Below are 24914 nucleotides of genomic sequence, written 5' to 3'. Positions count from 1 at the left end.
CCGTGGACAACGTCCGCCGCATCCCACCGCGCAGCAACGCGGTCAACGACGAGGCACCTGATGCCCTCGCGCGGACACCCCACGACGCGGAGGCCGAGAACCTAGTAGCGGGCGCCATCATGCACAGCGCGCAGGCGTACACCGACTGTGCGCAGGTCATCGGCCGAGACGACATCTACCAGCCGGCCATTCGGCTCATCTGGGACACCGTGGCTGGCATGGTCGCCGCGGGACAGGACCCTCACCCCGTCCTCGTACGCGCGGAGATCGACAAGCTCGGCCAGCTCCGCATCGTCGACGGTGGCGCCCTCATCGACCGCCTCGGGACCGAGTACATCACCGCGCCCATGGCGCCCACCTTTGCCGAGCGCATCGCCGAGACCGCCCGCGAACGCCGCTACGACGAGCACTCGACCGCGCTCAAGGCCGCCGTACTCCGCAAGGCCACCGGCGACGAACTCGCCGAGATCGTCGCCGCCTTCCAACAGGCCGAACAACTGCGGGAGTCCACCGGCCACGGCCCGAGCCACCTCACTGCTGCCCTCCTCGACTGGGACGCCTTCTTCGTCACCGACTTCGGCGCCATCCAGCTCCTGCCCGGCAAGCTCATGGGCCCCGGCCAACAGATCACCGTCGTCGGCGACGGCAAGGCCGGCAAGTCCCTGTTCGTCCAGGAGTGGATGTGGCGCATGGCCACCGGACAGCCCTTCCTCGGCGACGCCCCGCAGCCGCCCGTACGGGTTCTGTACCTCGATGCCGAGAACGGCCAGGAGCAGGTACAGGAACGCTTCCTCAGCTTCGGTGGCGGTCTCGGTCGCATGGGCGAACTCCGCTACGCCAGCTTCCCGCCCGTCCGCCCCCTCGACACTGCGGGCGGCGGCGTCGACCTCCTCGCCCTCGCCAAGGCCACCGCCGCCGAGGTCGTCGTCATCGACACTGTGTCCCGCTTCATCTCCGGCCCCGAGAACGACGCCGACACCTGGCTCTCCCTCTACCGCCACACCCTGCTCCCCCTCAAGCGGGCCCGCATCAGCTCCGTCCGCCTGGACCACTTCGGCAAGGACCGGGACCGCGGCGGCCGTGGCTCCTCCGCCAAGACGCAGGACGTAGACCACGTGTGGGAACTGTCCGCGCAGGGCGGCGGCGCCCTCACCCTCAAGCGCACCCACACCCGCACCGGCATAGGGCCCGATCACTTCGCCCTCCTGCGCCAGGCCCGCCGCGACGGCGACAACTGGACCCCCGGCGGCACCCGCCACGTCCTCATGACGTGGGAGGAGGAGCCCACCGGCCTCGCCACCGTTCCCGGCACCGTCGAGCACATCATCGCCACCCTCGACGCCGCCGGCGTACCGGCCGACGCCGGCAACCGCATCGCCCGCCAGACCCTCGCCGACCGCGGCGTCCCCGGCGGCAACGAGAAGGTCGCCGAAGCCGTCCGCCGCCGCAAAGCACGGGCCACCACGCCCGCCCCAGACGTTTCCGGAGAGCGTTCCGGAGACCCCGCCCAGCAACGTTTCCCGGAAACGTTTCCCGGAACGCACCCCCGGAACGATGAAACCGCAGGTCAAACGTTTCCCGGAAACGTCGCGGAAACCCCCGGAACGCCCTCCGTTCCCCCCGTTCCTCCCTCCAAGGGAGGGAACGGGGAGGGAACGCCGGAAACACCAGACGACGGCAGCCCCCTCTGCGCCATCTGCGACCAGCCCCTCACCGGCTACCGCCTCCACCGCGGATACGACACCCACCTCGGCTGCGACCCCGCCACCGGCAGCCACCCCAACCGCCCCACCGACAACGTCCCCGCGCCCGAGGAGGACTGACCCCATGACCACCACCCCACCCCTCGGCCGCCCCGCCTGCGCCGCTGACCCCGAACCGTTCTTCGGCACCACCGAACAGCAGCGCGCCGCCGCCACCCTGTGCGCCACCTGCCCCCTCATCGAGCCATGCCTCACCGCAGCCATCGACAACGAGGAGCGGTACGGCATCTGGGGCGGCCTCACCCCCACTGAACGCCACCGCCTCACGCACACGGATGGTTCGTGGATCGACGACGCCGGCGCCGTCCGCGCCGCGTGCGGTACGGACATCGGGCACAAGCAGCACAAAGCCCGCGGCGAGCAGTGCGCTACCTGTCAGCAGGCGCACGACGAGCGCACCGCCGGCGGGCGCCGGGCGCGGCTGATCGTGGAGCACGCGAAGGGCGGGACGTTCTACGGTTACCAGCTGCACATCCGGCTTGGGGAGGACGCGTGCGGGCCGTGCACGGCGGCGCAGGCGCGGTCGTCACAGAAGGGCCGGGACACGCGGGCGGCGCGGCTGGCGGTGGCGTCGTGAGCGCCCTCCGCGCCGCCGTACGCGCCGTGGCGTGGCTCGGGGGACGCCAGGCCCGCCGTGAGGCGCGTGAGGCCGCTGTGCGCGCCGAGAGAGCCGCACGCCCCACCGAGGCCGCGCCGCTCATCACCGCGTGCTGCGAGACCTGGTGGCTCACCGCCGGCCGCGCCCACGACCGGGCGTGCCGGAACTCACCCACTCGATCAGGCACCAGCCCACTGACATGAACCCCACCCAGATCGACGCGACTGCCACCGAATCACCCCACGGATCACCGGACACCCACCGCCGAACCGCCACCACGGCCAACCAGCAGACGACCGCCGCGACCGCCGCGTACACCCACCGTCGAGTCATACCCGCCGACTACCCGCGAAGGGACACCGACGTGCCCACTGACCCCGCCCGCGAGATCGTCAAGGCCGTCGACCGGCTGACGACGCAGGTCAGACGCCTCGCCGACACCATTACGACGCCCGTCACCACCGAGCCGACGACGGGTAGCACGACGCCACGCCAGCCTGACGCTGCTCGCGCTGGCCGCTTTACCCATGGGAATCAACACCACCGAGTTCGTGACGATGGCGCTGCCTACCGCGACGCGCTGCTGGTGCTCCTGTCCCGCGCCGCCCGCGGCGTCCTCACCCCCGACGAGGGCCCGCTCCTGCGGCAGCACGTCGAGCACCTGCTCCATGACCGCGACCAACTCGCCGTCGCCGATGTCAGCCCTCGGCGTCCGCCTTGTTCTTCAGCTTGCGCACATACTCCCGAGTCCAGCCCGTGATCCGGGCAACAGTGGCTTGCGCCCCGCGTTCGTCGGTCTGCCGGAGCGCGGCCACGGCCTCGGCCTGGAGGTCTGCGCGGGCTGCGTCGAGGGCCTTCTCCGCGTCGCGGTAGCGCTGGGCTGCAAGTTCGAGCTTGGCGGTATCCATGGGGCCATGATGCCTCACCCTTGTTGGCCAACACAGTACGCCAACACGGTTGACAATGTGAATCGAGTAGGCCAACATAGTTCTCGCAAGGTGACGAGTGAACAGCCAGCGGAGGGGCGAGAGCATGAACAAGACCTACGAGCGCACCGAGAACGGCATCGCCACCAAGAAGGGCGCACAGCTCACCGACACCATGAAGGCCGCGCTGAGGAAGCTCTACGCGGGCGAGGTTCCCTTCATGGGCGCGTCAACGGTCCGCGCGCTGGAGCGGCGCGGGCTCATCACAGCGAACACTGCACCGCGGAGCCCGAAGCAGGGGATTCGCTCCCTCTACATGCTGACGGGCGCGGGGCGGGACACTGTGCGAGAAGAGGCGGGCGCGCGGGTCGGTCACGTAACCGACATCCACGACGCCCGCCCGGCGTTCGGGATCCTGTACCGCCGGTACCAGGACACCCGCAGCAGCTTCGTGCGGGTGCAGGCGGACAACGCCGAGGCCGCGATGGCCGCCCTCACCGCGCACGTCGGAAACACCCAGTACGTGGTGACGTCGATCCGTCCCGAGTGATTACCCGTTGGCCATGGTCACACCGATGCCCCGGCTGAAGGAAGCAGCCGGGGCATCGCCCGTACCGCAGATGAATGGAGAGCAGATGGCCGCCCCGGAGCCCGCGCCCGACCTGATCAACACCCTGTACGCCGCAGCACTCCGGCTGGAGAAGGCAGCGGCCAACGCCCGCACCATCGCGGAGCAGCTCACCGCCGGGGCCGCCGAAGCCCGACGTGCCTACGAGGCGGCATCGCGGACCGCCGACGGATCGGGCTGCGGCAGAGGCCCTCGCGACACGTGATTCACCTCGCCCGCCACCGAGACATGCTGGGACGCCCCCACCCCAGCCCTCCGTCAGCCACCCGGCCGACGGGGCGCAGTGCTGTGCGGGCCGCGGCGCGTCAGAGTGAGTACCGCTGCACGTCCGTCACACGGCACTTGATCGAGCCGGACGCCTTCACGAACCCCTGCGCCGTCGCCTTAGCGCGCTGGCCCGACGCAAGGTTGTTCTCCGCCGCCGCACCCGTACCGATCCGCGTACCGGAAGCGTCCACGAACTCGACCTGCACCATGTAGTTGAAGGTCCGCTCCGTGCGGTTCGTGATCAACAGCTTCGCCGCCGGCCACCCCGTCGCCCCGTCCACCGAGCAGCCGGTGACCTTCACGTCGTCCTCCGCTTCACCGCCGGCCGCGGCGGCCTTGCTCGGCGACTCGGCCGCCTCGGGCTCGGCCTTCTCCGGCGCCGCACTCGCAGGCGCCGGCGTCGCCTCGTACTTCGGTACGCCCATGCAGCCGGTGAGCGCGACCGCCCCCACGATCAGACCGGCTGCGGCGAAACGTATGCGCATGATCCCCCCACGGGACGCTAGTTGAGGACGCAACCGTAAGAGCCGGACACGCACTCGTGGGAGTGGCGTGGCGATCCTGTGACCATTCCGCAGCCGTCCCCACACGACGCGCAGCGGGCCCCACCGTGTCACTGTTCGATCACAAGCCCAACGCACCGCCCCCACGCGCCGCATGATTGCCCCCTCAACCACCGTGGGGGCCCACATGAACATCCGCACCACCGCCGTCGGAGCACTCACCCTCGGCCTGCTGCTCGCCGCTTGCGGCACCCAGGAGCAGCCCAAGGCCGAGCCGACGCGCACGCCGTCAGACAAGTTCCTCGGTGCGATCGTCGACCATCCGATTCATAGCTGGGACGACAACGGTCCCTCGCAGACAGAGCTGCTCGCGTACCCGCCGGAGTGGTGCACAGCCCTCAAGCAAGGGCACAGCGTCGATTACCTCTTCGGCAAGGGGGGCCTCTACCCGATCGGCATGGAGTGGGGGACCAACAAGGAGGACGCGCGGCAGGTGCTCATCATGGCGGTAGAGGCGTACTGCCCACAGCACCGTGAACGGGTCGTGCAAGAACTGCGCAGCAACGGCGACTACTGACCCGTCGGCCACTCACCCGGCCCGCCGCCGCGCCACTCGATCAACTCCGGATCATCCGGCCGAACCGCACCCTCGTCGAGGCCCGCGCGGCGCAGGAACTCCACCACGTCACGCCAGCCGTACGCGAGCCCCAAGATCGTCCCGTCGACCGACACCCGCCGGCCGCCGGTCGGGGATGGTGGATGCACGATCACGGGTCGCCGCTCCATGTGACCACGGTGCGCGGCGGGCGGCGACGACGCACGTCAACGGCCGTCGGACGGGCTACTCGCCGTCGGCGTCGCGCTTCGGGGCCCGCCACTTCCCCGCCGCGATCTGCCCGACCGCCTCACCGGAGATGTCGCCCATCCGCTTCCCCAGTTCCCGGTAGGTCACGCCGCTCGCCTTGGCCGTGATGACTGCCTGCTGCCGCATGTCCGCGACCATCCGGTGCAGCTCCGGCCACTCACGCAGCAGCTCGGCGCACGCCGCCGCCCGGTCCGTCGCATCCGGGATCGCCTCCAGCGCCCGCAGCGCCCGCCGGACCCGCTCGACCTCACCCGCCACGCTGATCACCTCCGGCCGGAGCGTATGGCGCGCACGAGCGCGCCCAAGGGGTACCCATTGGGAATAGCCAAGGGGTACCCTTTGGCTCGTCGCGACGGGCCGACGACGCCCGTCGACGCTCCTAAAACAAGATCGGCCCCCGGCGGTGTGGCTGCACTACCGGGGGCCTGACCAGGAGAGGTGAGTCTCCATGGCTGAGCAGCAGCCTACCCGCGACGACGACGCCGAGGCCCGCGTTCGCGACCTCCAGGCGCAGGCCGCCGTCGAATACGCCCGCCACCACGACCCGGCCACGGCCGCCGCCGCCCGCGACCAGTCCGCCGTCGCCCGCGCCCACGGCAACGAGAACGGCGGCAACCGCGGATGAAGCTCCTCCCGCGGAACCTCTGGCGTCGCCTGACACGCAGCCTCCGTGCCCGCCGCACCGCGCCGCTCCCGTCGTCGAGCGCCCGCATCCCCTGGTGGGCATCGCTGTTCACCGACGCCGGGCGCCCCATCGTCGCCGTCCTCGTCATGGTCATGTGCGCCCCCGGCGAGCACCACCTCGGCGTACTCGCCGGATGGGACACCCGCCTCGCGTGGGGCATGGCCTCGGTCCTCGCCGCGTACGCCGGCATCGCCGCGGTGGTCGCGTCGCGCCGGCCGAAGGGCGCACCGGGCAAGACGAGCGCGGTCGTCGGTGCGTGGCTGGCGCTCGGCGCCGCCATGGCCGCACAGCCGATCTCGCATCTTTTCGTGACCGGGCATTGGTCCGCCAAGCCGCACGCTCCGGCGTGGCTCGTGATCGTCGTCTCGTGCGTGCCGCCGCTCGTCCTCGGCCACCTCCTGCACCTCGCCGCGACGCCCGTCCCGGCCCCGTCGACCAGCGTCGACACCGAGCAGGAGACGCCCGTCGACGAGCACGCCGACGAGGAGCCCGCCACCCCGGCTCCGGCCGCACCACCGGCAGGAGGAGCGCCCGCTCCTCAGCAGCCGCCCGCCGCTCCGCCGCCGGTCGTCTACCGCGACCCCAGGTGCGCCGCCATCCGGCCCCTGTACGACGGCGGCACCCGCCCCGGCACCGCCGCCATGCGCGATGCGCTGGAGGGCGCCGGTTACGGCCGCGTCGGCGACTCCACGATCCGCGGCGTGATCCGCGCCGAGGTCGAGGAGCACGAGCCGCAACTCGCCGCCTACCCGCCCGCGCTCCCCGCAGCGCACTCCGCCTGACGCCGTGACCGCCCCCGGCGCCGACGAGCTGCGGATGCGCTACCTGCTTCGCCGCCTCGGCGTCGGGCCCGACGCTTCACCCGAGGACCCCATGCCCGAGAACACGCACCAGCCGCGGCCGGTCACGCCGACCCGCGTCATCCCGGCCGGGCAGCCGTGGCCGCCCATCGCCCGGCCCTTACCGCCCGGACCGCCGGGGCCCGGCGCCGTACCGCCGTGGCGCACCGCCCCCGCGGCCCCGCCGCCGCCCCCGCCGGTCGTCCCGCCGCGCACCCAGCCGTGGCCCGACCCGCCGCCGCCCGGCCCGGTCGAGGTCCGCGTCACCGTCGACCTCGTCCGGCCACCCGAGCCGGAGCCGTCCCGCTGGCGGTGGGACTGGCTCACCGCGCGCCTGCGCCCGTGGGCGTCGCTGATCTCTGCCGTCGTCGTGCTCGGCCCGTGGTTCGGCGGGCACAGCATCGCCGGAGCGTGGTCCGCGACGCTGCACGAAGCGCGCACCGAGGCCGGGCTCCTGCCTGCCTATCTCCTCGCCATCGGCGCTGGTGCCCTCGTCTTCTTCGCCGATGACCGGCGCCCGCGCTGGTGGACGCGCGGCGCGCTGATCGTCGGCCTCGTCGGCGGCACCGGCGCCATGGGCTGGTATGACCCCGTGACTCTGCTGACGGGGGTACGCCCGTGAACACCGCCACCAGCCTCTCCTTGGGCGGCCTCGCCCTGTCCCTCGTCATCGCCTACGCCAACCTCTGGCCCTGGTGGAAGTCGGGCCACGACCCGAAAAAGCTGATCCCGTTCGGGGAAGGGCTCGCCCTCGGCAGCGTGTCGACCATCTGCGCGGGCGGCCTGCTCGGCGTTCTCGCCGGGTGCTCCGCAGGTGCCGGTAACACCGTCGGCGACAAGACCCTGTCGGGCGTGACTGGTGTTCAGGGTGGCGCCGCGTTCGGCCGCGGCGATCTCGGCCACCTCACGCCGGAGGGCGCTGTCGTCGTCCTGCTGATGACCGTGGGCGTCGTCCTCGCATGGAGGGCCGCCGGGAAGAACGACAAGAAGAAGATCGCTGGCGGAGTGTTCGTCGGTACCACCCTGTCCCTGACGGCCGGTGTCGCGGGCCTGCTCGGCTTCCTGCCCGACGCGATCAACATGATCGGTCAGCAGGGCCGCGCCACGCTGGAGGGGGCGGGCATCCTGTGAAGCGCCTCCGCCTCCTCGGTGACCGGCTCTGGTACGGGTCGATCACTGTCGCCCGGCGCCGGGCCGCTGCCCTCGCCGCGTGGGTCCGCGCCTCGCCCACCCCCCGGGGCCGCGGCTTCCGCTTCGCGGTGCTGCTCATCGTCGGGTGGATCGCGGTACGGACTGCCCGCGCGATGCCCGCCCTGCTGTGGGTCGCTACTGCCGCGTGGCTCTGGGCCGCTCACCGCGCCGGCCGCGGACGCATCGCTGCCCCCGCCGAATCGCCTGCCGAGGAGACTCCCGCAGACACCTCCGAGGGGTCTGCGGAGGACGCTTTCCGCACCCTCGTCTGGGACGCCATCGGGGACCGCCAAGGGGTGCACCTGCGGGACCTCCTCGCCGCCCTGCATCAGGCCGGGATGCACCCCGAGTGGGAGGTGGCCGATGTGCGGTCGGTGTGCACCCGGCTGGGCATCCCCGTGCGGGATCGCGTGAGGGTGCGCGGGAGGGGCGTCACGGTGGGCGTGCACCGGGCTGATCTGGCACCCGCCGAGGCCCCTTCCGGCCCCTCTCCCGAGAGCGGCCCCGTGGAGACGCCCGGGCCGGGACTACGCGTGGCGTGACCTGCGGAACTACACCTCGACCACACCCTAACTACGGGGCCGACTACAGCCCTGGGGCAGCCGACTGCTGCCAGACCGCTCGTCCGCCCCAGCCCCATCCCGACACAGGAGCTACATCATGGCGCTGAGCCGCGACATGCCCATCCGCGACGAGAAGCGCAGTAGCGATGAACCACAGCACGCACGCTACTACGCGGCCAGTACAGGCGGATGGACTAAGCCAGTGAGCAACCCCAATAGTGATGGAGATAGGCAGTGCCAAAGGCCCAATTAAACACTGCTGTTAAGACAACAGCGCACTGCGGAGTGCGCTACGGTGAGGTCACTCGCGTTGTTGAAACCTAGGGTGTAATTGTCACAGGCACCAGTGGTCCTGGGACGCCACCACCTGTGTTCATCAATGCAGGTAGCCCGCCCCCAGTGCCCAAACCGGAGGCGGGCCGAGCAGTACAGCTCAGAGCCCGGCCGTACACCCACCGGCCGGGCTCTGTGAGTCCGCGACCAGGACGCCGGGATCGCACCTGCCGACTGCTACCGGCAGTGCTGCACCACTTCCGCGACAATCAGCGACAGTACGGGCCAACAATCGATGATGGCCTGCACCCACTTCTGTCGGCCACGATGGCACCGACAGTCACAGTCGTCCTGATCGTCCACATGCATCACCTCCCCGTCCCTGAGACCCGTGGTCGGGTCACGGTCGCCCGCGCTGGTGGCACGGGCTCACCAGCCCATGTACAGCTGGCTAGTTGAGGTGGGACGAGGCGGAGCAGGCTCAGCATATGGGACCGGCCGGGTCACGGATGCACACTCCCGTATATCCGTGTCGCTCTGCGCGCCGCGGCCCTTGCTCTGCTGCGAATGACACCACCCAAGATCCCGGCCGCCGGAAAATCCTTACCCTCCCCACCAGGGAGGCGAGCGGACATGGCAACGAAGATCAACCAGGACATCGCGACAGCACGCGAGCAGCAGGTCATCGACATGCGCGTCCGCCGCCGCATGCAGTTCCGTGAGATCGCCGCCGAGCTGGGCATCAACGTGAAGTCCGCCCACGAGGCGTGGAAGCGCGGGATGCGCCGCTGGGCCGAAGCCGCCGCCGAGCAGCGCGACGCCGAGATCGGCCGCCAACTCGCCACCCTCGAAGCCCTGCTCGACGGCCTCATGCCCAAGGCCGTTAACGGGGACGCCCGCGCCGCCGAGGTCATCATCAAGGCCCTCGACCGTCACGCTCGGCTCCTCGGCCTCGACGCCCCCGTCAAGGTCGACGCCAAGCTGACCGACGCCCTCACAGCGGAAGTCGAGGCGCTGGCCGACGAGATCGCCGAGCGGGCCCGGTGAGCAGCCTCACCGCCGAGCAGCGGGCGCGGCTGGAGCGCATGAGCCCGGCCGCGCTCCGCGCCCTGCGCGACCGCCTCGCCGCCCGCCTGTGGCAAGACCGGTGGGACGCGTGGACCCCGTACGAGTGGCAGGTCCCTCCGGCCGAGATCGAGACGCACGGCATGTGGCTCCAGCTCGGCGGCCGAGGCACCGGCAAGACCGACGGCTGCGCCCGGTACGCCGTTGCGCACGTCAACGGGCCGCCGTGCGACGAGCGCGTCCCCGGCGGCCACCGCCTCAGCATCATCGCCCCTACGCAGGGCGACGCCGTCGAGTCCGCCGTCAACGGCCCCTCCGGCATCCGCGCCCACGACCCGCGCGTCGTTGTCCGTACGACCGTCGGCGGCACCCACGTGCGGTGGCCGTCCGGCGCCGAGGCCAAGCTGTTCGGCGCCCACTCGCCCGACGACATTGAGCGCCTGCGCTCCGGCGGTAACAGGTGCTTGGTGTGGCTGGAGGAGGCCGCCGCCATGCGGCGCCTCGGCGACGCCCTCATCCACTCCGCGATGGGTCTGCGTCTCGGTCCCCAGCCGCACTACATCGCGTCGACCACGCCGAAGCCGCGCCGCGAGATCCGCGACCTGATCACCCGAGACGACGTGCACGTCACCCGCGGCCGGACCCGCGACGCCATTCACCTGCCCGCGCTCATGCGGTCGAAGTTGATCGCACAGTACGCCGGCACCCGGCTGGAACGCCAGGAGCTGGACGGCGAACTGATCGCCGACGTGGAAGGCGCCCTGTGGTCGTGGGGCCTGATCGACACGACCCGTGTCGGCGCGGTGCCGGACACCGCCCGCCTCGTCGTCGCCGTCGACCCGGCCGCCACCTCGCACGACGAGTCGGACGAGATGGGCATCATCGTGGCCGGCCTGTCCCGCCAGTACATTCCGGACCTGAACGGAACGGTGAGGCAGCACGGGTACGTGGTCGATGACCTCTCCCTTCGGATGCCGCCGATCGAGGCCGCCCGGCGGGCCGTTGAGGCGTACCACGCCCATCGCGCCGACGCGGTGATCGCTGAGGTCAACAACGGTGGGGAGTGGATCGGTGAGGTGATCCGGCAGGTCGACCCGACGGTCAACTACCGCACCGTGCACGCCTCGCGCGGGAAGGCGACGAGGGCCGAGCCGGTGGCCGCTCTCTTCGAGCAGCGCGCCGCCCATATCGTCGGCGCGTTCCCGGAGCTGGAGGAACAGCTGACCACGTGGGTACCGGGCGACGACTCCCCGGACCGGCTCGACGCCCTCGTCTGGGCCCTTACCGATCTCATGCTCGCCCCCGCGGGCAACCTCGCCGCGGTCGCATAGGAGGACGACGACGTGGGACGACTCAAAGACGCGCTCGACGTGGCGCGCGGCCGGCGCTCCGTCGGCGGCCTCGACCAACTACGGGACCGCCGCCCAATCACCGTCGCGTCGATCGGTGGGCAGCAGTCCCTCACGCTGGACCTGGACGCTGAGGCTCGCGGGTACGCACACTCCGCGGTGGCGTACCGGTGCGTAGCGGCCATCGCCGACAACGGCTCGTCGGTGCCGCTGGTGGTTCGGCGGCCGGACGGCGAAGCCATCAACGGGCACCCGGTGGCGCACCTCTTCAACAAGAAGCCGAACCCGCAGATGAGCGCCCGCGTCTTCAAGTCGCTCATCCTCCAACAGGCGGAGTTGGCCGGGCAGAGCTTCGTGTGGCTCGACCGCGGCGAGACCGGCCTCGGCCCGATCACCGAGGCGCACCCGGTGTACGACGACGTGCAGGTCGTGGTGAACAAGCCGATCGCCGCGCGGCCAACGACGGCCGACATCGTGGGCTTCGTGATCAACCGGGCCGACGGCCAGCGTGTGCCGGTCCTGCCAGACGAGATGCTGTGGCTGCGGTACCCGCATCCCTTCGACCCGCTCGGCTGCCTCGCCCCGTGGAAGGCCGCACGGCACGCGGTGGATATGGACGCGTACGCCCGCGAGTGGCAGCGCCGGTCCTACGCCAACGGCGCTGCGCCGAGCGGTGTGCTGTACGTCGGCGACCAGACCGAGCAGCAGTTCGCGCAGACCCGCGCGTCGTGGCGCACGTCGATGCAGGGGCCGGAGAACGCCGGCAAGACGCTGCTCGTCGCCTCGCCGCCGGGCTCGCAGGGCAAGGGCATCGAGTACGTCCGTGTGGGCCTGACCACGGAGGAGATGGACTACCTCGAATCCCGCATGGCCAACAGCGCGGAAGTGATGTTGGCGTTCGGGGTGCCTCACGACTACCTCGCCAGCGGCACGACGTACGAGAACCGCGCCGCCGCCCGGGGCACGCTGTGGTCCGACACGATCAAAACGAAGCTGGAGATCATCGGCTCCGAGATCGACCGCATCTTGCTGCCCTCGGACAGTGAAGAGGCCGAGTTCGATCTCTCGGGAGTCGAGGCTCTGCAAGAGGCGCAGGACTCCAAGGCGAACCGGGCCCGCGCGAGCATGTACGCGGACATCACGACCGTGGACGAGGCGCGGGCCGTCCTCGGCTACGACCCGCTCCCCGGCGGCGTCGGGCAGATGACGTTGACGCCGTACCGTGCCCAGTTCGCGCCCGTGCAGGGGCAGGCCGGCACCGACGATGCCCGGTCGTGGGATGCCGACTTCTCCCGCCTGCCGGGCCCGGACGTGGACACCATCGTCGTGCGGGCCGTCGAGACGACGCTCTCCCGTCTGCTGGGAAAGACGCAGGTAGACGACCCGTCGGCGCCCGTCCGACATGAGCTGACGCGTACGGACGACGGCCCGTCGGCGCCGTCGCTGGCGGAGATCGCCGAGGCGTACGAGGCGCTGGAGGCGTCCGGCCGGGCTGCGGTGCGGGCCCTCGGGCGGGAGCAGCGGGAGCGCGTGCTCCGGGACTTCGATCGGCTGATGAAGAAGCCGCAGCGCTCCACCGACTGGCTCGCCGAGGTCGGCGCGGAGGCGTGCGCGCTGGCCCGCGAGAACACCGTCCGTCTCGCGCCGCCGGACCCCGAGGTGACCACCGCGGATCGGATGACGGACCTCGATATCGCCGTCGGCCCGGAGGGCTGGGAGCAGCGGATCAAGGTCCGCGATCTGTTCGACGGCGGGTACTGGCGGCGCCGGACGCGGGAGATCATGAGGCCGTTCGTCGAGCGGGCATGGCGCCGCGGTGGAGCATCGATCACCGCGTCGTTCGACCTCGACGAACCCGCCGTCGCCGAAGCCTTGGACGACCGCATCGACGAGCTGGCCGGCCGCGTGACCGCGACGACCGAGGCCGTGCTCCGGTCGCAGCTCCTCGCGCACGGCGTCGCCGAGGGTGAGTCCGTGCCCGAGCTGCGGGCCCGGATTCAGAAGGTGTTCACCGACCTCAGCGACTACCGGGCGACGATGATCGCCCGCACCGAGTCCGTCGGCGGGTACAACGCCGCCAGCCACACGGCCGCCCTCGACGCGGGCGCCGTGCGCAAGACGTGGCTCGCCACGGTCGACACGCGCACCCGCGAGACGCACCGCGAGGAGAACGGCCGGTCGGTCCCGCTGAACAAACGATTCGTTCTGACCAAGTCGCGGTGGCCAGCGGACCCGACGGCGCCCGCGTCGCAGGCAATCCAGTGCCGCTGCACCCTGACCTATCAGTTCGAGGAGGACTGACCATGGCCAACCCCCGGCCGCCGATCATGGCGTACTTCCAGTTCACCCACCTGCCAGCGGGCCCTCTGCAGGAAGTCTCATGCCGGTTCTCGAAGTTGGCGTACGAGCTGTACACGACGCTGCCCGCGGGGCCAGAACTGTCCGTCGCACTGCGAAAGCTCCTGGAGTCGAAGGACGCCGCAGTCCGCGCCGCGCTCGGTGCCCCGACCTCGGGTGACTTCGTGGCCGAGCACACCAACTGGGACATGATCGGGCCAGGTGAGTGACCATGGCGACGCTGCTGCGTGGTGAGGTCCGCGCGATCCTCCAGCCCGCCGGCCATGCCCAGTACAAGGGCGCCTACTGCCCACCCGGCGTGCCGTTCGCCCAAGTGCGAAGAGGCCCGTTCGACGGCAAGACGGACGTCGCCGTCCGCCCGGACGCCGACGGCAGCTTGCCCGCGCACATGACGTTCGGCGGCGGCTCCGTCGTATACGAGTACGACGGCCGGGACAAGAGCGGCCGCGCCGTGTACCGGTACGCGCCGCGCCTCTCGCCGTCGCACCGGACCGTGATGGACGGCGTCGCCGAGGTGTACGCCGAGCACACCCTGAAGGGGAAGCGATGACCGAGATCGAATTCCGCACGGCCGTCGACATCGACCTCCGCGCCGCCGATGCCGATGACGGCACGTTCGAGGGCCTGGCCTGCCGGTACGGCGTGGTCGATAGCTACGGCACCACCTTCCATCAGCGGGTGTTCCGCAAGGGCCTCAAGGGGCAGTACGCCATGTTGTTCATGCACTCCCCGATGCAGCCCGTCGGGGTGTTCAGCGCCGAGGAGCGCGACGACGGGCTGTACATCTCCGGCCGGTACGACGACACGGCCGCCGGCCGCGACGCCCGCACCATGGCCCGGTCCGGCAGCGCGCCGGAGCTGTCCGTCGGGTTCGTACGGACGGACCTGCCCGACTGGGACAAGCTCGCCGAGATGGACGACGACAAGCGCCGCGACGTGATGGAGAACATCCGCGGTGCGCGCCTCGTGGAGGTCAGTCAGATCACCGCGCGGATGGCCGCGGTGCCCGGCAGCAAGCTCAAGACCGTACGGCACGCCCTCGGCGCTCTGTACGAGGACATCGAGGCGCCCGCCCCCTCTCTCGACGAGCAGGTTGACGCCGACCGCGATCGGGTGGTCGAGGAGCAGCGGCGGGCCCGGCAGCGGCGGGCGGCGGCGCTGCGTCTCGCCGTGATCGGAGGTGCGTGATGGCGCGGCGGTTCACGAGCAAGGCGCAGTGGCGCGCGATGTTCGCGCGGAAGATGCCGTTCGCCCGGCGGTGGGCGCACCGCAACCAGCGCACCGCCCCGTACCGTTCCCTGCCAGCACGCAAGGGACGCCGCACTGGGAGGCACAACTGATGCACTGGTTCCTGATCGCGGTCGCGGCTCTTCTCCTCCCACCCACCTTCGCCGCTGAAGGCTGGGTGCGCATCTACCTCGGCGTGCTCGCCTTCGCGTGCACGGTGGGTGCGATGGTCGCCAGCCGGTTGCGGGACTAGGACGCCGCCGATAGTCGCCGCGAATGACACCACCCCCCACCGCGACACGCGGCATGTGATCTACCCTCGCCGCATCGATCCGGGCCGCCTGTACCGGACGTGAAAGCCACAGGCTTGCCGGGCGCGATCCACCGGCCGTGAAAGACGGACGCAACCCCCAGACATCTGGGCGGCTGCGACCCGCCCACGGACCGGAAGGCACCGCGATGAGCACACGCGCGAAGCCCATCGGTCGCCGCCGCGACGGACGACCGATCTACCCCATCAAGGGCGCAGCCCCGACCCTCACCGAACAGCGCGACGAGATCGTCCGCCTCCTCCAGGACGACTCGTACGAGGGCGACCTCGACGAGCTGATGCAGCGCGCCGACACGATCGCCGCGCAGATCGAGCAGGCCAACCAGCGGGACGCCCGGCTGCGTGCCCTGCGCGCCGCCGCCCTCCCCGCCGGCGACCCCGACCCTCAGCCGCAGCACCGCCGCACCGAGCCCGGCCAGCAGCCGGACGACCAGGGGCGCGAGCATCCGGTCACCGCAGCCGAAGCGTTCGTCCGGTCCGCTGCTCTGGCGCACTTCCGCAGCAACGGCATGGTCGGCAAGTTCAGCGTCGAACACCGGGACGCGCCGACTGGCACGGTCACCACCACGAACGGCGTGCCGGTCGTTCCTCAGCGCGTCCCCGGCCAGATCCCTGTCAACCCCGACTTCCCCCTCCTGATCGCCAACTTGATCGACCGGCAGACCAGCAGCGGCAACACGCTGGAGTACGTACGCGACACGTCCGGCCCGGTCGCCGGTACCGGCACGTGGAACAAGGCCACCGTCGTACCCGAGGGGACGATGAAGCCACAGAGCGGGCCGTTCTCCTGGGACCTGATCACCACGTCCCTCAAGACGTGCGCGCACTGGGTGCCGATCACCCGGCAGGCCGCCGACGACGACGGTCAGATGATGGGGTACATCAACGGCCGGTTGCAGTACGGCCTTGAGTACAACATGGATCGCCAGGTCCTCATCGGCAACGGAACCAGTGAGATGCAGGGCATCCTGACCACGCCCGGCATCGGCACCTACCGACCCGGCGTTGGATCGACGGACGCCAAGCTGATCACCGTCCGCAAGGCTCGCACACAGGGCGAGTTGGCGCTCTACCCGCCGGACGCCGTGGTGATGAACCCGCTGGACTGGCAGGACATCGAACTGGACACGGACGCCAACGGCCAGTTCCGCGTGATCACCAGCGTCACCGAACCGGGCGCCGCGATGCGCCTGTGGGGCCTGACCGTCGTTACCTCTGTTGCGATGGCGCAGGGCACTGCCCTGCTCGGCGGCTTCCGCACCGGCGCCACGCTGTGGGAGCGGCAGGGGATCACGATTCTGATGACTGACTCGCACGCGGATCTGTTCCTCGCGAACACGCTGGTCATCCTCGCCGAGCGCCGAGCGAACGTGGCCGTCCACACGCCCCGCGCGTTCGTGAAGGTCACCTTCGCTGCCGCCACCGCCTGACCCGGCCCCCGCCACCACGACACCGTGAGGAGGCCAGCGATGGCCGCACGCAAGAACCCCGACGAGCCGACCCCCGCGGCCGTCGTCCGCACGCAGGAGTACGCGGCCGGCGTCGGCTGGGAGGTCGGCCAGACCGCGCCGGACGACGCGTACCGCTCGCTGGACGACCACTCAGCGCCGACCGGTCCCGTCGTCCACTCCCACCCCGGCGGCCATGCCCGGCTGATCGTCGCGAAGGACGCCGTCGTCACCGAGGGCGCCCGGCGCGAGCTGGACGCCGCCGACACCGAGCAGACCGAGGGCTGATCGGTGTACTGCTCCGTGGCACAGGCGCGCACCGCGGGGTGCACCGGGTCGGACCCGGAGGTCACCGCGTGGATCACGGCTGCCATGGAGCGGATCACCGCGTACACGCAGCAGGCGTTCGAGCCCACTGTGATGGCGGTGGTCGCGGACGTGGCGCCGGGCGGCTTGGTGCTCCTCCCGCGCCGCGTCCGCACGGTCACCACCGTGACGCCCGTCTGCGACGGGTACGAACGCCCGTCGCTCCCGTCGTCGGCGTACCGCGTCACCTCGTCTGACGTGCTCGGACAGGTCGACGCCGTACACCTCGCGTGGGGCGGCTGGGACGACCTGATCGCTGGGGCCGAGTCGTGGAACGGCGGGTGGCACGCGCTGTTCGAGGGCTGGGGCGCGGAGCAGGTGCGCATCGAGGGGGAATTCGGGTACGCCTATGTACCGCCCACGGTCGTGCAGGCCACGGCGCTCCTCGCTGCGCACGTACAGGCGCAGGCCGCGCCGTCCGACGCCGACGCCGCCCGTGACCCGCGGCTCGACGTGGACGACGAGGGCAACAACGTCCACATCGAGGACGAGTCGGCCACGGAGACGGTCGTCGTCTCGGCTGCCGCGTCGACCGGATCGACGCAGGTAGACGCCCTCCTCGCCCCCTACCTCAACAGCGGCGCGACCGTGCTGGGGGGCGTGTGATGGCCCGCTACTTCGACACCCGAGCCACCGCCCGCATCGACACCCGCGCGTACGAGCGTGGCCTCCGGCGCTGGCTCGGCCGCATGTCGGACGACGTGAAGCGCGCCGTCGAGCGCACCGGCACCGACGTGCAGAACGAAGCGAGGAGGCTGGCGCCGGTCGACACCGGTCGGCTCCGCTCCTCCATCGTCGCGCGGCAGACCGGCGGCGGTCGCCGTGTCGGCTACGAGGTCGGCACCAACGTGACGTACGCGGCGGCGGTCGAGTACGGCACGGCGCCGCACGTCATCGTGCCGAAGAACCGCAAGGCCCTGTACTGGCCCGGTGCCGCGCACCCGGTCGCCAAGGTCAACCACCCCGGCACCGCCGCCCGGCCCTTCCTGCGGCCGGCCGTGGAGAAGACCTCGTTCTTCTTCCGCTTCCACATGGCCGGTATCCGGGGAGGCCGCTGATGTCTGCGACCACCGGCGGCGCCATCAAGGCGTACCTCGAATCGCTCGGCTCCGGGGTGCCCGTCTTTCGCGACGGGCCCCGGGACGGGCAGGCCGAGCCGTACATCGTGGTGCAGGAGGCCGTGAGCGTTGGCCTCGACGGTCGGGCCAACGGGGACTTCGGCGATCCGAGCGCCGAGATCAACGTGACCGAGGTGGCGACCGTCGACCTGGTCCAGCGGGCGCGCACCAAGACCGGCGCCCGCACCGCCAAGAACGCCGAGCGGTACGGCCTCGCCGAATCCCTCGCTCACGCGCTGCACGGCTGCCGCCTCCCCGCCCATCCCGCACCCGTGCACGCCGTCCGCGTCCGGGACATGGACCGCTTTCCCATCTCCGACAATCGCATCCGTGTCTCGATCACCGTCGAGATCCGGCGCGGCCTGCTCTCCGCCGAGGTGACCCCCGCATGACCTCCATGTACATCAGCCTCGATCGCGCCGAGGTCGTCCTCTGCCTCGACCGGCGCATCCCCGCGCAGCCCGGCCGGCCGATGGTCCGCGTCCCGGCGGACGCCGAGGTGCAGACCGGCGGCGTCGCCGTGCACCGCGTCGAGGGCCAGCCCGGCTACCTCTACTACCTCCTCGACGGCTGCATCTACGAGCAGGACGCCGGCCGCCTGGACGACCTCCCCGACCACATCCCGGGCGCCGCGCTGACGGTCGTGCCGGGCGACATCCCGCCCGACAAGCCGCCGTCGACCACGCCGGACTACCCGTGGGACCCGCCGGTGCCGCCGGAGGGCGACGCCACGACAACCCCCGCCGAGTAAGGGCCGGCCCCCGGCACCAGGAAGGACACCACCATGCCGCTCTCACCCGTCACCAAGGTCTACAGCGTCAAGGACGCCAAGGTCTTCAGGCTCACCGCCGACCCTGCCGGAGGGGCCGCTACGTACGGGCCCGCGGTCGACGCTCCGGGCATCCAGTCCATGGAGATCAGCGGGGACATCGAGACGAAGAAGCTCCGCGGCGACAACGGGCCGCTGGCCTCGAACAGCACGCTGTCCGGCATCACGGTGAAGGTCGAGCACGCCAAGCTGTCGCTCGCCGCTCTGGCCGTCATCACGTCCGGCACGGTCACCGAGTCAGGCACCACTCCGGCGCAGAAGTCGGAGTTCACCCTCACTGGCGATCAGGCCGACATGCCGTCATTCAAGATCGAGGGAGTCACGCCGCCGAACGGCGTCGACATCATCGGCGGTGACCTGCACTGGACACTGTACTGCTGCACCCTGTCGAAGTTCCCGGAGCTGGGCTTCGCGAACGAGGAGTACCGCATCGTCTCGTTCGAGGCTGACGCCAACCCCCTGATCTCCTCCGGCAAGTGGATCAGCGCGGTCATCAACGAGACCGCCGTCCCCATCGCCACCACCTGACTGCGGGCGGGCCGCCGCCCGGCCGCCCGCCCGGCCACCCATCCGCAGGCCGAAACCCGGCACTGACCAAGGGGCACACGCACATGACCACTGGCCTTGACCTGCTCGCCGAGGGCGGGACCATCACCCTCACCGACGGCACGACCGTCCCCCTCCGCTACAGCTTCCGCGCCCTCGCCCTGTTGGAAGCCCGTTTCGGCAGTGTCGCCGCCGTACAGGACGCGATCGACAGCACGGGCAAGGGCGCCGCGTTCGGCCCGCTCATGCAGATCATCGGCGCCGGAAGCCTCGGGCCCGGTGGCTTCGAGCCGCACATCCGCGAGCACCAGGACGCCAAGGGCAACCGCAAGGTCAGCGATGTCGTGTTCCGCCGCCGCACCGACGGCGCCGACCTCGCCGACCTGCTGCACCCCGGCCGCCTCGACGAGTACACGAGCGCATTCACCGCCGCCCTCGAACGCGCTCTGCAGAGCCAGGGAAACGACGGAGCGGCGACCACCGCCGCGACTCCGGTGACGACCGTTTCCCCTGGTCTGAGTGCTATTACCTCGCCGTCGGTGCCCTCCACATTCAGCCCGGCGCCTTCTGGGACATGACCCTCGGCCAGCTCCTCACGCTGGCCGACGAGCACCAGGCCGCCCACCGCACCAGCGGCCACACCACCCCGCAGCAGTCCGGCCCCGGCCTGCTCGACCTCGCCGCGATGGCCCGTGCATAGGAGGTGACCTGCGATGGCTGAGGAGATCAACCTCCCCAACCTCGTCTCGCACTTGCAGGTCAACCTGCAAGGGACATCCGGCGTGATCGCGGACGCCGCCCGGCAAGGCTCCTCCGTTGGCGCGGCGCTGGGTAACTCGCTGCGGGAGACGCTGCGGGACCAGCTCGCCTACCTGCCTGAGATCGAACTCGATGCAGACTCCACCGAGCTGGACCGTGATTTCGACCGCGTCCGCCGCGAGATCCAGCGCCTGTCCGAGCAGCGCATCGGCATCGACATCTCCATCGAGGACGCGCTCCGGCAGATGGAAAGGCTGGAGCCGCACCTCGATCGGCTTCAGCGCACGCATCCCAGCATCGCCGTACAGGCTGCCGTCGGCGGTGCGCTCGCTGACTTCGCCGAGGTCCGCGAGGCGGCGCGTGCGGTCGACGACACCGACATCGAGATCGACGCCCACGTCGACACCCACAACTCCGAGGCGACAACCGAGCGTCTGCGCGGCGCGCTGGCCCGGCTCGGCGCCATGGGCAGCAGCATCGTCGGCATCTCGGCCTCGTTCCTCAAGGTCTCGGCGGCGGTGGGCGCCGTCATGCCGCTCGTCGCTGGGCTGTCCGCCACTCTGGCCAGCATCGCGCCGGCCGCCGGTGTCGGGGCTACGGGCCTGCTTGCGTTGATCGCCCTCGTGGGCACGGTCAAGATCGCTTTCTCCGGGGTCGGGGAGGCGATCTCGGCAGCGTTCGATCCGTCGAAGCCGGAGGCGTACGCCGAGGCGCTGAAGAAGCTCAGCCCCAATGCACAATCGTTTGTCCAGCAGCTACGGTCCATGTCGCCCGAGCTGGACAAGATCAAGCGCAGCGTCCAGGACCGCGTCTTTGCTGGACTGGACACGCAGCTCAAGAGCACCGCATCGGCGACGCTGCCCGTGTTCCGGCAGGCGCTCACCTCGTCGGCCACGACGCTCAACCAGATGGCCAGCGGGGTTCTGACGACCGCGCGGCACCTCGGCCAGTCCGGCACGCTCGGCGCCGCGCTCAAGGGCGCGACGGCCGGTCTCAGCGGATTCTCCAAGCTGCCGTCGGTGCTGGTGCAAGGGCTGGTGCAGGTCGGTGCCGCGGCGGCGCCCGCCTTCAAGCGGCTCGGTGACGCTGCATCGTCCGGTCTCGGTTCCCTCTCGCAGAAGATGGACGCCGCGTTCAAGAGCGGCGCGATGCGGCAGGCCATCGAGCAGGCGATCAGCCTGGTCAAGCAGTTGATCCAGGTGGCGGGCAACATCGCGTCGATCTTCGCGAGCGTCTTCCAGGCCGCGCAGGTCAGCGGCGGTGGCTTCGTCGGCATGCTCCAGACGATCACCGGCCACATGCGGCAGGCGTTCGCGTCGCCGGAGATGCAGGCCGGTCTCCGGGCCCTGTTCACCACTATGGCGCAGCTGGCCCGTACGGCAGGGCCGCTGCTCGCGCAGGCGCTCGGCGTCGTCGGGCAGGTGCTCGCCAAGCTGGGCCCGCCTGCGCAGGTGCTGATCCGGACCCTCGGCACCGCACTTCAGCCCGTGATCCGCGCGCTTGGCCCCGTCCTAGTGCAGGCGGCGGGCGCCGTCGGTCAGCTCGTCGTAGCGTGCGCGCCGCTGATCACGGCCGTGGGGCAGATCGTCGCCGCCATCCTGCCCGCACTCGGCCCCGTGTTCGGCGCCCTCGGCCGAATCTTCGCCGCGCTCGCGCCGATCATCTCGCAGATCGCGACGGGCATCGCCGCGTACCTGTCACCGGTCCTCTCCGGCCTGGCGCAGGTCATCGCGCAACTGATCACCGGGGCCGCCGATCAGCTCGTCGTGATCCTCAAGAGCCTCGCCCCCCTCGCCCCGCAGATCGCGCAGGCGATGGGCGCCATGGGCCAGGCGATCGGACAGGTGCTCGTAGCCGTGGCGCCGCTGCTCCCCGCGATCATGCAGCTCGGGACGCAGCTCATCGCGGGTCTGCTGCCCGCCGTGCTCCCGTTGGTGCAGCCCATTCTGCGCATCGCCACCGTCCTGATCCAGTTCGCGGTGGTCGCCATCCGGCAGTACGCGGTCCCGGCGATTCAGGGGCTGGTGGGCTTCATCAACGGGCTGGGGAGCGCGTTCGGCCCCGGCATCGCCGCCGTCCGGGCGCTCGTCAAGGCGATCAGCGTCCCGTTCGAGTGGCTGTACGACCACCTCGTCGGTCACAGCGTCATCCCCGACATGGTCCGCGGCATCGTCTCGTGGCTCACCGGCCTACCCGGCAAGGCGCTCAACGCGATCTCCTCCCTGCCTGGCTCACTGGGCCGGAAGGCGAGCGAAGCCGCCCGCGACTTCCGGTCCTTCCTGGAGAGAGGCATCAGCGACGCCGTGGGATGGCTGCGCGGCCTGCCCGGCCGCGCACTCTCCGCGCTCGGTGACCTCGGCGGCGTGCTGCGGAGCGCTGGCGCCTCCCTCGTCCGAGGGTTCATCCGCGGCATCGAGTCGGCGATCGGCGGAGTCCAGGCCGTACTGGGACGGCTCACCGCGATGATCCCGGACTGGAAGGGCCCGAAGCGCAAGGACGCATCGCTCCTCACCCCAGCCGGTAAGACGCTGATCAAGGGCCTGATCGACGGCATCACCGCGTCGACCTCCTCCCTGAAGTCGAAGTTGGCGCAGGTCACGACGTTGATCGAGCGCGCGATCAGCGTCAACGCGGGCAACCGGAAGAAGCGGGGCGGCCTGTCGAAGCTGCTCGCGCAGGTCAAGAAGGACAACGCCGCCCTGGTCAGCCTCGCCCTGCGGCGTGATGCTGCGGCCAAGCGTCTGTCGGAGGCCACGAAGAAGCTCAACGACCTCGTATCTGAGCGGAACAAGGCGGCGCAGGAGGCCACGAACAAGGCCCTCGGCGAGGCGAACATCGTCACCGGACACGAACAGGTCAACAGCGCTTCGGCGATCACCGTCGGCCTCCAGCAGTCCTTGAAGAAGACGCAGAAATTCGCCGACACCCTCGCCGCCCTGAAGAAGAAGGGCGTACGCGGAGACCTACTCCAGCAGATCGCCGACGCTGGTGTCGCAGGTGGGTCGGCCACCGCCGACGCCCTCAACCGGGCCACCCCGGCAGAGCTGAAGCGGATCAACGATTTGCAGGCGAAGCTCACCACGGCCGCCAACAAGGTGGGCAGCACGGTCGCCGACCAGATGTACGGCTCCGGCATCCGCGCCGCTCAGGGCCTCGTCAACGGCATCAAGGTCTCACAGAAGGCCATCGAGGCGCAGATGCTCCGCATCGCCAAGGGCATGCAATCCGCGATCAAGAAGGCCCTCGGCATCCGGTCGCCGTCCCGCGTGTTCGCGGAGATCGGGCGGCAGACCGGCGAGGGCCTGCGCCGCGGAATGCTCGCCACGACCGGTGCTGTCGCGGCGGCGTCCGCCGCGATGGCTGGTGCCGCGACCGGCGCCGCCAGTGCCGCTACCGCCGTTCCCGCGCCGGGGGCCCTGGCTGCCGCGTCAGCGGGCGCCGGGCCGACGAACAACACCTTCAACCTCTACAGCACCGACGCCACCCCGGACGGCATCTTGCGCGCTCTGTCGTGGGCTGGCCTCGTAGGGAGGCGGTGACCATGCCCTCGTCCGAGGCCATCGGCCGTATCCAGTGGGGCGACCTGCTGTTCGGCCCCGGAACGCCGTACGGCATCGAGGCTCTGCCCGATATCGACGACCTGCCGGACGTACGCGGCGACGACACCGACCGGCCGGCACAGCACGGGACTTACTCGGGCCCGGACTTCACCGGGGCCCGCGTGATTCAGCTCGGGCTGGCCATCCGCGGCGACGACCCGTCCCACCTCCGCGCACTGAAGGTCGCACTTCGCGCGGCGACACAGCCCGGCCGCAGCCCGGCGCCGCTTCAGTTCCTCGACTGGGATCTCCTCGCGTACGGCAAGGTCAGAAAGCGGAGCATCCCGTACGACGCCCACTACCTGTGGCGCACCGGCACCGCCGCCATCGAGTGGTACTGCCCCGACCCGCGCCTGTACTCCCTCGCCGAGCACACCGCGACCACGACGGCGTACAGCCCGTCGGCCGGCCGCACGTACCCGCTGACCTTCCCGCGGGTGTACGGGGCCGCCGGGTCATCCGGCCGTCTGACCATCTCCAACTCGGGGGATAGCGAAGCATATCCACAGCTGCGGATCGACGGTCCGGTCGCGCAGCCCATCGTCGAGCACATCGGCTCGGGCGCCACGCTCGCCCTGTCCGGCACGCTCCAGCCCGGGGAATACCTCGTGATCGACACCCGCACGCGGGCGGTCCTGCTGATGGGGTCGGCGCCGCGCCGGGACTGGGTGCGGGCAGGGTCGGCGTGGCCGGTACTGACGCCGGGTGACAACGAACTCGCCTTCAGAGGAGCTGCCCTGCCGGGCGCCCCGGGGCAGACCAGCACGCTCACCGTGACGTGGCGGGACACCAGCCTGTGACAGCGAAGGAGGGCCCGT

33 protein-coding genes are annotated in these 24914 nt (G+C 70.8%); 28 read left to right on the top strand and 5 right to left on the bottom strand.

The genetic code is table 11. From position 1 onward, the window contains the following. Window positions 1–2: 2 nt before the first annotated feature. Window positions 3–1823, top strand: coding sequence for an AAA family ATPase (locus OEIGOIKO_RS29440; RefSeq protein WP_125056574.1), 1821 nt, complete (start codon window positions 3–5; stop codon window positions 1821–1823). A gap of 4 nt (window positions 1824–1827) precedes the next feature. Continuing rightward, on the top strand, window positions 1828–2340 hold the full coding sequence (locus OEIGOIKO_RS29435; protein WP_170251910.1) for a WhiB family transcriptional regulator: 513 nt from the start codon (window positions 1828–1830) through the stop codon (window positions 2338–2340). 268 nt (window positions 2341–2608) lie between these two features. On the opposite strand, the gene OEIGOIKO_RS29430 is transcribed toward OEIGOIKO_RS29435, so the two are convergent. Further along, window positions 2609–3031 carry a hypothetical protein gene (locus tag OEIGOIKO_RS29430; RefSeq protein ID WP_125056572.1) on the bottom strand — a complete coding sequence of 141 codons (423 nt, stop codon included), beginning with the start codon at window positions 3029–3031 and terminating at the stop codon, window positions 2609–2611. A 28-nt stretch (window positions 3032–3059) separates the two neighbouring features. After that, window positions 3060–3269, bottom strand: coding sequence for a hypothetical protein (locus tag OEIGOIKO_RS29425; protein WP_125056571.1), 210 nt, complete (start codon window positions 3267–3269; stop codon window positions 3060–3062). 124 nt (window positions 3270–3393) lie between these two features. Between OEIGOIKO_RS29425 and OEIGOIKO_RS29420 the strand changes: the two genes are divergently transcribed. Continuing rightward, entirely contained in the window at window positions 3394–3837 is a 444-nt protein-coding gene (locus OEIGOIKO_RS29420; RefSeq protein WP_125056570.1) for a hypothetical protein, read from the top strand. A gap of 13 nt (window positions 3838–3850) precedes the next feature. Beyond that, window positions 3851–4120, top strand: coding sequence for a hypothetical protein (locus OEIGOIKO_RS29415; RefSeq protein ID WP_125056569.1), 270 nt, complete (start codon window positions 3851–3853; stop codon window positions 4118–4120). Window positions 4121–4220: 100 nt separating this feature from the next. Here OEIGOIKO_RS29415 and OEIGOIKO_RS29410 read toward each other — a convergent pair whose 3' ends face one another. Continuing rightward, entirely contained in the window at window positions 4221–4667 is a 447-nt protein-coding gene (locus tag OEIGOIKO_RS29410) for an FxLYD domain-containing protein (protein WP_125056568.1), read from the bottom strand. Between the two features lie 172 nt (window positions 4668–4839). On the opposite strand from OEIGOIKO_RS29410, the gene OEIGOIKO_RS41880 reads away from it, so the two are divergent. Further along, window positions 4840–5262: a DUF732 domain-containing protein gene (locus OEIGOIKO_RS41880; RefSeq protein ID WP_170251434.1), complete on the top strand. Its 423-nt coding sequence runs from the start codon at window positions 4840–4842 to the stop codon at window positions 5260–5262. On the opposite strand, the gene OEIGOIKO_RS29400 is transcribed toward OEIGOIKO_RS41880, so the two are convergent. Together OEIGOIKO_RS29400 and OEIGOIKO_RS29395 are read right to left on the bottom strand one after the other, a co-directional pair. Further along, window positions 5256–5471: a hypothetical protein gene (locus OEIGOIKO_RS29400; RefSeq protein ID WP_125056566.1), complete on the bottom strand. Its 216-nt coding sequence runs from the start codon at window positions 5469–5471 to the stop codon at window positions 5256–5258. The genes OEIGOIKO_RS41880 and OEIGOIKO_RS29400 overlap by 7 nt on opposite strands. 55 nt (window positions 5472–5526) lie before the next feature. After that, entirely contained in the window at window positions 5527–5808 is a 282-nt protein-coding gene (locus tag OEIGOIKO_RS29395; protein WP_148112436.1) for a hypothetical protein, read from the bottom strand. Window positions 5809–5998: 190 nt separating this feature from the next. On the opposite strand from OEIGOIKO_RS29395, the gene OEIGOIKO_RS41875 reads away from it, so the two are divergent. From OEIGOIKO_RS41875 to OEIGOIKO_RS29290, 23 genes are all read left to right on the top strand, one after another. Further along, the gene (locus OEIGOIKO_RS41875; protein ID WP_170251908.1) at window positions 5999–6175 is read left to right on the top strand and encodes a hypothetical protein; all 177 of its coding nucleotides are present in this window, start codon (window positions 5999–6001) and stop codon (window positions 6173–6175) included. After that, window positions 6172–7017, top strand: coding sequence for a hypothetical protein (locus tag OEIGOIKO_RS29390; protein WP_246177592.1), 846 nt, complete (start codon window positions 6172–6174; stop codon window positions 7015–7017). The genes OEIGOIKO_RS41875 and OEIGOIKO_RS29390 overlap by 4 nt, the downstream gene beginning before the upstream one ends. A gap of 4 nt (window positions 7018–7021) precedes the next feature. Beyond that, complete coding sequence (locus OEIGOIKO_RS29385) at window positions 7022–7696, top strand: hypothetical protein (RefSeq protein ID WP_125056564.1); 675 nt, start codon at window positions 7022–7024, stop codon at window positions 7694–7696. Then, window positions 7693–8205, top strand: a complete 513-nt coding sequence (locus OEIGOIKO_RS29380; protein WP_125056563.1) for a hypothetical protein — start codon at window positions 7693–7695, stop codon at window positions 8203–8205. Before OEIGOIKO_RS29385 ends, OEIGOIKO_RS29380 begins: the two co-directional genes overlap by 4 nt. Beyond that, on the top strand, window positions 8202–8807 hold the full coding sequence (locus OEIGOIKO_RS29375) for a hypothetical protein (protein WP_125056562.1): 606 nt from the start codon (window positions 8202–8204) through the stop codon (window positions 8805–8807). The genes OEIGOIKO_RS29380 and OEIGOIKO_RS29375 overlap by 4 nt, the downstream gene beginning before the upstream one ends. A gap of 927 nt (window positions 8808–9734) precedes the next feature. Further along, a complete protein-coding gene (locus OEIGOIKO_RS29370; RefSeq protein WP_125056561.1) occupies window positions 9735–10148 on the top strand; it encodes a hypothetical protein in 414 nt (137 codons plus the stop codon). Then, a complete protein-coding gene (locus tag OEIGOIKO_RS29365; RefSeq protein WP_246177591.1) occupies window positions 10145–11497 on the top strand; it encodes a phage terminase large subunit family protein in 1353 nt (450 codons plus the stop codon). The genes OEIGOIKO_RS29370 and OEIGOIKO_RS29365 overlap by 4 nt, the downstream gene beginning before the upstream one ends. 12 nt (window positions 11498–11509) lie before the next feature. Beyond that, a complete protein-coding gene (locus OEIGOIKO_RS29360; protein WP_125056560.1) occupies window positions 11510–13816 on the top strand; it encodes a phage portal protein in 2307 nt (768 codons plus the stop codon). Window positions 13817–13818: 2 nt separating this feature from the next. Continuing rightward, a complete protein-coding gene (locus tag OEIGOIKO_RS29355) occupies window positions 13819–14082 on the top strand; it encodes a hypothetical protein (RefSeq protein ID WP_246177589.1) in 264 nt (87 codons plus the stop codon). 2 nt (window positions 14083–14084) lie between these two features. Then, the gene (locus OEIGOIKO_RS29350) at window positions 14085–14423 is read left to right on the top strand and encodes a hypothetical protein (RefSeq protein WP_125056559.1); all 339 of its coding nucleotides are present in this window, start codon (window positions 14085–14087) and stop codon (window positions 14421–14423) included. After that, window positions 14420–15061, top strand: a complete 642-nt coding sequence (locus OEIGOIKO_RS29345; protein WP_125056558.1) for an HK97 family phage prohead protease — start codon at window positions 14420–14422, stop codon at window positions 15059–15061. The genes OEIGOIKO_RS29350 and OEIGOIKO_RS29345 overlap by 4 nt, the downstream gene beginning before the upstream one ends. A 151-nt stretch (window positions 15062–15212) precedes the next feature. Next, window positions 15213–15353 (top strand): hypothetical protein, encoded by a 141-nt coding sequence (locus OEIGOIKO_RS41870; RefSeq protein ID WP_170251906.1) that lies wholly within the window; start codon window positions 15213–15215, stop codon window positions 15351–15353. A gap of 206 nt (window positions 15354–15559) precedes the next feature. Next, window positions 15560–16861, top strand: a complete 1302-nt coding sequence (locus OEIGOIKO_RS29340; protein WP_125056557.1) for a phage major capsid protein — start codon at window positions 15560–15562, stop codon at window positions 16859–16861. Between the two features lie 39 nt (window positions 16862–16900). Further along, entirely contained in the window at window positions 16901–17167 is a 267-nt protein-coding gene (locus tag OEIGOIKO_RS29335) for a hypothetical protein (RefSeq protein ID WP_125056556.1), read from the top strand. 15 nt (window positions 17168–17182) lie between these two features. Continuing rightward, window positions 17183–17851, top strand: coding sequence for a hypothetical protein (locus OEIGOIKO_RS29330; protein ID WP_218040017.1), 669 nt, complete (start codon window positions 17183–17185; stop codon window positions 17849–17851). Then, window positions 17851–18303 (top strand): HK97-gp10 family putative phage morphogenesis protein, encoded by a 453-nt coding sequence (locus OEIGOIKO_RS29325; RefSeq protein ID WP_218040016.1) that lies wholly within the window; start codon window positions 17851–17853, stop codon window positions 18301–18303. The genes OEIGOIKO_RS29330 and OEIGOIKO_RS29325 overlap by 1 nt, the downstream gene beginning before the upstream one ends. Beyond that, window positions 18303–18755, top strand: a complete 453-nt coding sequence (locus OEIGOIKO_RS29320; protein ID WP_125056554.1) for a hypothetical protein — start codon at window positions 18303–18305, stop codon at window positions 18753–18755. The genes OEIGOIKO_RS29325 and OEIGOIKO_RS29320 overlap by 1 nt, the downstream gene beginning before the upstream one ends. Then, window positions 18752–19114, top strand: coding sequence for a hypothetical protein (locus tag OEIGOIKO_RS29315; RefSeq protein WP_125056553.1), 363 nt, complete (start codon window positions 18752–18754; stop codon window positions 19112–19114). The genes OEIGOIKO_RS29320 and OEIGOIKO_RS29315 overlap by 4 nt, the downstream gene beginning before the upstream one ends. A 33-nt stretch (window positions 19115–19147) precedes the next feature. Continuing rightward, entirely contained in the window at window positions 19148–19720 is a 573-nt protein-coding gene (locus tag OEIGOIKO_RS29310) for a phage tail protein (RefSeq protein WP_125056552.1), read from the top strand. Window positions 19721–19803: 83 nt separating this feature from the next. Continuing rightward, window positions 19804–20316: a hypothetical protein gene (locus tag OEIGOIKO_RS43125; RefSeq protein WP_246177587.1), complete on the top strand. Its 513-nt coding sequence runs from the start codon at window positions 19804–19806 to the stop codon at window positions 20314–20316. Then, entirely contained in the window at window positions 20289–20438 is a 150-nt protein-coding gene (locus tag OEIGOIKO_RS43600) for a hypothetical protein (RefSeq protein WP_359874247.1), read from the top strand. The genes OEIGOIKO_RS43125 and OEIGOIKO_RS43600 overlap by 28 nt, the downstream gene beginning before the upstream one ends. A gap of 13 nt (window positions 20439–20451) precedes the next feature. Continuing rightward, entirely contained in the window at window positions 20452–24036 is a 3585-nt protein-coding gene (locus OEIGOIKO_RS29295; RefSeq protein ID WP_125056551.1) for a phage tail family protein, read from the top strand. 2 nt (window positions 24037–24038) lie between these two features. Next, window positions 24039–24896, top strand: coding sequence for a phage distal tail protein (locus tag OEIGOIKO_RS29290; RefSeq protein WP_125056550.1), 858 nt, complete (start codon window positions 24039–24041; stop codon window positions 24894–24896). Window positions 24897–24914 lie beyond the last annotated feature (18 nt).

Origin of the sequence: Streptomyces paromomycinus (assembly GCF_003865155.1) — a bacterium.
GTDB classification, from domain to species: Bacteria; Actinomycetota; Actinomycetes; order Streptomycetales; family Streptomycetaceae; genus Streptomyces; species Streptomyces chrestomyceticus.
Note: the sequence above shows the minus strand (reverse complement) of the source record. Positions and strands in the feature narration are given on the sequence as shown.

Coding starts and splice junctions, on each gene's coding strand:
- OEIGOIKO_RS41880 (WP_170251434.1), top strand. CDS start 4,840: ATGATTGCCCCCTCAACCACCGTGGGGGCCCACATGAACATCCGCACC.
- OEIGOIKO_RS29340 (WP_125056557.1), top strand. CDS start 15,560: ATGAGCACACGCGCGAAGCCCATCGGTCGCCGCCGCGACGGACGACCG.
- OEIGOIKO_RS29335 (WP_125056556.1), top strand. CDS start 16,901: ATGGCCGCACGCAAGAACCCCGACGAGCCGACCCCCGCGGCCGTCGTC.
- OEIGOIKO_RS29310 (WP_125056552.1), top strand. CDS start 19,148: ATGCCGCTCTCACCCGTCACCAAGGTCTACAGCGTCAAGGACGCCAAG.
- OEIGOIKO_RS29425 (WP_125056571.1), bottom strand. CDS start 3,269: ATGGATACCGCCAAGCTCGAACTTGCAGCCCAGCGCTACCGCGACGCG.
- OEIGOIKO_RS29345 (WP_125056558.1), top strand. CDS start 14,420: ATGACCGAGATCGAATTCCGCACGGCCGTCGACATCGACCTCCGCGCC.
- OEIGOIKO_RS29320 (WP_125056554.1), top strand. CDS start 18,303: ATGTCTGCGACCACCGGCGGCGCCATCAAGGCGTACCTCGAATCGCTC.
- OEIGOIKO_RS29355 (WP_246177589.1), top strand. CDS start 13,819: ATGGCCAACCCCCGGCCGCCGATCATGGCGTACTTCCAGTTCACCCAC.
- OEIGOIKO_RS29370 (WP_125056561.1), top strand. CDS start 9,735: ATGGCAACGAAGATCAACCAGGACATCGCGACAGCACGCGAGCAGCAG.
- OEIGOIKO_RS43125 (WP_246177587.1), top strand. CDS start 19,804: ATGACCACTGGCCTTGACCTGCTCGCCGAGGGCGGGACCATCACCCTC.
- OEIGOIKO_RS29290 (WP_125056550.1), top strand. CDS start 24,039: ATGCCCTCGTCCGAGGCCATCGGCCGTATCCAGTGGGGCGACCTGCTG.
- OEIGOIKO_RS29325 (WP_218040016.1), top strand. CDS start 17,851: ATGGCCCGCTACTTCGACACCCGAGCCACCGCCCGCATCGACACCCGC.
- OEIGOIKO_RS29400 (WP_125056566.1), bottom strand. CDS start 5,471: ATGGAGCGGCGACCCGTGATCGTGCATCCACCATCCCCGACCGGCGGC.
- OEIGOIKO_RS29415 (WP_125056569.1), top strand. CDS start 3,851: ATGGTCACACCGATGCCCCGGCTGAAGGAAGCAGCCGGGGCATCGCCC.
- OEIGOIKO_RS29420 (WP_125056570.1), top strand. CDS start 3,394: ATGAACAAGACCTACGAGCGCACCGAGAACGGCATCGCCACCAAGAAG.
- OEIGOIKO_RS29295 (WP_125056551.1), top strand. CDS start 20,452: ATGGCTGAGGAGATCAACCTCCCCAACCTCGTCTCGCACTTGCAGGTC.
- OEIGOIKO_RS41870 (WP_170251906.1), top strand. CDS start 15,213: ATGCACTGGTTCCTGATCGCGGTCGCGGCTCTTCTCCTCCCACCCACC.
- OEIGOIKO_RS41875 (WP_170251908.1), top strand. CDS start 5,999: ATGGCTGAGCAGCAGCCTACCCGCGACGACGACGCCGAGGCCCGCGTT.
- OEIGOIKO_RS29390 (WP_246177592.1), top strand. CDS start 6,172: ATGAAGCTCCTCCCGCGGAACCTCTGGCGTCGCCTGACACGCAGCCTC.
- OEIGOIKO_RS29435 (WP_170251910.1), top strand. CDS start 1,828: ATGACCACCACCCCACCCCTCGGCCGCCCCGCCTGCGCCGCTGACCCC.
- OEIGOIKO_RS29410 (WP_125056568.1), bottom strand. CDS start 4,667: ATGCGCATACGTTTCGCCGCAGCCGGTCTGATCGTGGGGGCGGTCGCG.
- OEIGOIKO_RS29315 (WP_125056553.1), top strand. CDS start 18,752: ATGACCTCCATGTACATCAGCCTCGATCGCGCCGAGGTCGTCCTCTGC.
- OEIGOIKO_RS29350 (WP_125056559.1), top strand. CDS start 14,085: ATGGCGACGCTGCTGCGTGGTGAGGTCCGCGCGATCCTCCAGCCCGCC.
- OEIGOIKO_RS29430 (WP_125056572.1), bottom strand. CDS start 3,031: ATGGAGCAGGTGCTCGACGTGCTGCCGCAGGAGCGGGCCCTCGTCGGG.